The following is a 4,751-nucleotide window of genomic DNA, read 5'->3' as shown; positions in this document are numbered from 1 at the left end:
CAAGGTCGGACATGCGACAGTATGCGCACCGGATTCGCAACGTTTGGTTGAGCGCTTGGGCGGTATTGCCCATGCCCTCAATCGCGATCAGCAAGCTGATCCGGCCGTGCGCGAGCTGGAGTAAGCGCGGACTGGATAGAAGGGCTAGGTGCCCAGGGATGGATAGCCCTTGCGGCTAGGTTCCATCCCGCCAGCCTCCCCCTGCAAGCAAGGGGAGGTGATCGGCAGATCAGACCAGGTTCTTGGTCGCGAAGTCCCAGTTGACCAGGTTCCAGAACGCTTCGAGGTACTTCGGGCGAGCGTTGCGGTAGTCGATGTAATAAGCGTGTTCCCACACGTCGACGGTAAGCAGCGGCTTGTCGCTGCCGGTGATCGGCGTGGCCGCAGTGGATGTGTTGACGATGCCCAGCGAGCCATCGGGGCGCTGCACCAGCCAGGTCCAGCCGGAGCCGAAGTTGCCGGCGGCGGACTTGGTGAACTCCTCCTTGAACTGCTCAAACGAACCGAACGCCTTGGTGATGGCATCGGCCAGCTTGCCGGTCGGCGCGCTGCCGCCCTTGGGGCTCAGGGAGTGCCAGTAGAAGGTGTGGTTCCAGATCTGTGCGGCGTTGTTGAACACGCCACCCGAGGACTTTTTGATGATTTCCTCAAGCGAGGCGTTCTCAAACTCGGTGCCCTTGATCAGGTTGTTGAGATTGGTGACATAGGCCTGATGATGCTTGCCGTAGTGAAACTCAAGCGTCTCGGCAGAGATATGTGGCTCCAGCGCGTTCTTTTCATAGGGCAAAGCGGGGAGTTCGATGGCCATGTGGTGGCTCCTTGGCGTTGGCTGAGGGGAGGTCGGACCGGCGGCAGCCGATGCCCGACTGATACACTACCTGTCTGTACGCATTGTAATGACGAAACTCAAAGCTATGGACGTTAACGAACGAATCAAGGCAACGCTGGCCGAACACGCCATCGTGCTTTTCATGAAAGGCACCCCGCAATTTCCGATGTGCGGCTTTTCCAGCCGGGCGGTACAGGCGCTGAAAGAGGCCGGTGCGGATTTCCACGCAGTCAACGTGCTGGCCGAGCCGGAAGTGCGCGCCGCGTTGCCGCACTACGCCAACTGGCCGACTTTCCCGCAGTTGTTTATCCAGGGTGAGCTGATGGGCGGCTGCGACATTATCGAAGACCTGAAATCCTCCGGTGAATTAGCCCGGATGGTGAGCGATGTCAGCGGGGCGCCGCACTAATGGCCTTGCCCATAGCGCATTTGCCGTCGGGCTGGCTGCCGGCGGCCGATACCCTGGCGGGTCGGGTGATCTTGGTGACCGGCGCCTACGGTGGCCTAGGTAGTGCGGTGGCCCGCGCAGCCTCCGCTGCTGGCGCGACGGTGGTGATTACCGGCAAGCGTAAACGGCAACTTGAGCAGCTTTACGATGCGCTGCTGGCCGAATCATTGCCGGAGCCGGTCATCCACCCGCTCGATATGGAAGTCGCCACGCCACGCGACTACACCGCCCTGGCAGAGGGCCTGGAGCGCGATTTCGGTCGTCTCGACGGCATCGTCCATGCCGCGGCCAGCTTTAACGGTCTTGCCCCGATCGACACCTATAAGCCGGACGATTGGTTGCGGGCGATGCACGTCAATGTATCCGCCCCCTTCGCACTGACCCAGGCCTGCTTGCCGTTGTTGCAGCAGGCCGCCGATAGCGCGGCGGTCTTTGTGCTGGACGACCCGGCGCTGCTGTCGCGCGCCCACTGGGGCGGTTATGGCGTGTCCAAGGCGGCGCTGGAGCGCTTTACCGAGATTCTTCATCAAGAGACCGACTCAAGCTCGTTGCGCACCCATGCGTACCGCGCTGCGGCGACAGGCCTATTTCGGCGAAGACACCAGTTTGCAGCCCTTGCCCGATGCTACGGCGGCGGCCATTGTTTACTTGCTTAGTGCGCAGGCCTTGCCAGCGCGTGGTGCAGTGCTCAATCTAAGGCTGTCGGAATCGTCGACTTGATCGTACTCATGTCGATCAGAGCTGGGCTGACCATGGCGGAAAGGGGGTGATGTGGAAGCACAAATGACCACCTTGTCAGCAGCGATCCTGTTGTTCTTGATCATGGATCCGCTCGGCAATATCCCGATTTTTCTCAGTCTGCTCAAAGATGTCGCGCCTAAGCGGCGGCGCAAGGTACTGATCCGCGAGCTATTGATTGCCCTGGGTGTCCTGCTGGCCTTTTTGATGGGTGGTCAGCACATCCTCAAGGTGCTGCAGCTCAAGCAAGAGTCGATCAGCATTGCCGGCGGTATCGTGCTGTTTCTGATCGGTATTCGCATGGTGTTCCCGCCAGCCGATGGCGGCGGCATTTTTGGTAAGCCTGGCGAAGGCGAGCCTTTTATCGTGCCGATGGCCATTCCCGGTGTGGCGGGGCCTTCGGCGATGGCGGCGCTGCTGTTGCTGACCGGTTCCCAGCCCGGTCGCACGGCGGACTGGGCGATTGCGTTGCTGGGTGCCTGGTTTGCCACCGCGGTGATTCTGTTGTGTTCCACCTATCTGTTTCGCTGGCTGGGCGAAAGCGTGCTCACCGCGCTTGAGCGGGTGATGGGCATGTTGCTGATTGCGCTGTCGGTACAAATGTTTCTTGGCGGTATCGTGGCCTATTTGCATATGGCCGGTATGCATATGGCGGGCTGAATCGATCTGAGCAACGATCGAACCGTATGGTTTTAAACAGGTAGCGAAAGAACATGTCGGTATTACGTCCCGGCACGATCACCTTGCTGTCATAATCCCTCACCAGGATGAGGCAAGTGTCCCGAGGAGGCGGTCATGCTTAGTGTTGAACATACCCTTACTGAACGTCTGCCATGGCTGGCCCAGCACCCCAAGATCCGGCGGCCGGTGGCGGGTATGCTCGGGCGACTGGCCGACGAGGCCGGATTCAATCGCGTGCTGGAACAGTGCGCCGATGTCGAAGGCTTCGATTTCGTCGAGCGTGCGCTCGATGTTTTAGGCGCGAGTTACCAGATCAATCCGCGCGAACGGGAAAATATTCCGGTCGAAGGCGGTGTCTTGGTAGTCGCCAACCATCCGCTCGGAATGGTCGATGCATTGGCCCTTTTGCAGTTGGTCGGCTCGGTGCGCAGCGATGTGCGCATTCTTGGCAATGACTGGCTGGCGCTTATTCCCGGCCTGGCCAAGTTGCTGTTGCCGGTCGACGTGTTTGGTAAGGGTTCCGCTTCACGCCTGCGCGAGATCTACCGCGCCTTGAGCCGCGGTGAAGCGCTGATTGTGTTTCCGGCTGGCGAGGTTTCTCGCGTGCGCGCCGGCGGTGTGCGCGATGGTCGCTGGTCAGACGGCTTTGCCCGGTTGGCTTTGCGCAGCAAGACGGCCGTGCTGCCCATCCACGTGGCGGCGCGCAACTCCGCTATGTTTTATGGTTTGTCGATGCTGGCCAAACCGTTGAGCACGGCGATGTTGCCGCGTGAGGCAGTCGCGCCGGTCAAGCAGCGCATTGGCTTCAGTGTTGGTGCCTTGGTCAGCCCGGAGGAGTTGGCGCAGCGCAGTGGCGATTCGCCCGAACGGGCCGCCAAGTTAATGCGTCGTCATGTGTACCGCGTGGGCCGACGTCGTGGTCTGATTTTTGGTGGTCAAGCGCCGTTGGCGCATCCTGAGCCCATCGAGCGTGTTGCCGCAGAGCTATCGGCGCAAGCTGAAAAGCTGGCAGATCTCAGTGATGGCAAGCAGGTGTTGCTGTTCAAGGGTGCCACCGACAGCGTGGTGATGCGCGAAATCGGCCGCCTGCGCGAGCTGACGTTCCGCAAAGTAGGCGAGGGCACCGGCGCGCGACGCGACCTCGATATCTACGATACGCATTACGAGCACTTGGTGTTATGGGACCCGAAGGTTCTGCGCATTGTTGCCTCCTATCGCCTTGGCCATGGCGGTCGCTTGATTGCCGAGCGCGGTATGCCAGCGCTGTACACCGCCAGCTTGTTCAATTATTCCAAGGCACTGGAGTCGCGTCTGGCTCAAGGGCTTGAGCTGGGCCGCAGCTTTATTGCCCCGGCTTATTGGCGCTCGCGCGCGCTGGATCAGCTATGGCAGGGCATCGGCCTTTATCTGCAGCGGCATCCTGAGCTGTGCTATGTCTTTGGTCCGGTCAGTATGTCCGTAAGCCTGCCGCGCGAAGCGCGTGAATGGATTGCCGCAGCTCACCAGCATTACTTTGGGGTTTCCGGATTGGCTTCGGCGCGACAGCCGTTTGTGGTGTCGCAGGCGGTGATTGACGTCGTACGGCTTGCACTGGAGGGCCTCGACTCCACGGCTGGCCTGGGCAAGCTTAAGCATCATCTCGATGCCCTGGGCGTGACTTTGCCGGTGCTTTACCGCCAATACGTCGACCTGGTCGAGCCGGAGGGCGTGCAGTTCTTCGACTTTGGCGAAGACCCGAGTTTCTCCGGTTGCGTCGATGGCTTGGTCATGCTCGATCTGGCCAATCTCAAGCCTGCCAAGCGAGCTCGTTATCTTGGTAAGTCATCCTGAGCAATCGCCGTCTGCCCTGTGGGCGGATTTAAGAGAACCAGATAGCGCCTGCTTAAGCCATTTAGACCGGGCGTGTGCATGACGTGCTTGAACAGCTCATCGTGGCCGAATGTGCTGAAAGATCAGATTGGAAGGTCGGGCCGCAAGACTGGATAGTGGGCAGGTCGCAGATACCTGCTGCTGAGCTTGATCAGCGTTGAGGGCGGCAACGCATTGATTGGCAAA

4 protein-coding genes and 1 pseudogene are annotated in these 4,751 nt (G+C 60.2%); 4 read left to right on the top strand and 1 reads right to left on the bottom strand.

Annotation, left to right across the window (positions count from 1 at the left end; translation table 11 throughout):
• Positions 1-229 precede the first annotated feature (229 nt).
• Positions 230-808, bottom strand: coding sequence for a superoxide dismutase [Fe] (gene sodB / locus OUZ52_RS22350; protein WP_266160805.1), 579 nt, complete (start codon positions 806-808; stop codon positions 230-232).
• Positions 809-914: 106 nt separating this feature from the next.
• Here sodB and grxD point away from each other — a divergent pair, with 106 nt between their 5' ends.
• The 4 genes and pseudogenes from grxD to olsF all read left to right on the top strand — a co-directional run bounded on the left by grxD (position 915) and on the right by olsF (position 4,526).
• Positions 915-1,238, top strand: a complete 324-nt coding sequence (gene grxD, locus OUZ52_RS22345) for a Grx4 family monothiol glutaredoxin (protein ID WP_266160804.1) — start codon at positions 915-917, stop codon at positions 1,236-1,238.
• Positions 1,238-1,997, top strand: a pseudogene (locus OUZ52_RS22340) (SDR family NAD(P)-dependent oxidoreductase). The gene grxD and the pseudogene OUZ52_RS22340 overlap by 1 nt, the downstream one beginning before the upstream one ends.
• Before the next feature lie 63 nt (positions 1,998-2,060).
• Positions 2,061-2,675 carry a YhgN family NAAT transporter gene (locus OUZ52_RS22335; RefSeq protein ID WP_266160802.1) on the top strand — a complete coding sequence of 205 codons (615 nt, stop codon included), beginning with the start codon at positions 2,061-2,063 and terminating at the stop codon, positions 2,673-2,675.
• Positions 2,676-2,810: 135 nt separating this feature from the next.
• Positions 2,811-4,526: a bifunctional ornithine lipid synthase OlsF gene (gene olsF / locus OUZ52_RS22330; RefSeq protein ID WP_266160800.1), complete on the top strand. Its 1,716-nt coding sequence runs from the start codon at positions 2,811-2,813 to the stop codon at positions 4,524-4,526.
• The last annotated feature ends 225 nt before the right edge of the window (positions 4,527-4,751 follow it).

Origin of the sequence: Dyella silvatica (assembly GCF_026283955.1) — a bacterium.
In the GTDB taxonomy this organism is placed as follows: Bacteria; Pseudomonadota; Gammaproteobacteria; order Xanthomonadales; family Rhodanobacteraceae; genus Dyella_C; species Dyella_C silvatica.
Note: the sequence above shows the minus strand (reverse complement) of the source record. Positions and strands in the feature narration are given on the sequence as shown.

What these genes read in the sequence shown, in the direction of transcription:
- sodB (WP_266160805.1), bottom strand. Translation starts at nt 808, where the DNA reads ATGGCCATCGAACTCCCCGCTTTGCCCTATGAAAAGAACGCGCTGGAG.
- grxD (WP_266160804.1), top strand. Translation starts at nt 915, where the DNA reads ATGGACGTTAACGAACGAATCAAGGCAACGCTGGCCGAACACGCCATC.
- OUZ52_RS22335 (WP_266160802.1), top strand. Translation starts at nt 2,061, where the DNA reads ATGACCACCTTGTCAGCAGCGATCCTGTTGTTCTTGATCATGGATCCG.
- olsF (WP_266160800.1), top strand. Translation starts at nt 2,811, where the DNA reads ATGCTTAGTGTTGAACATACCCTTACTGAACGTCTGCCATGGCTGGCC.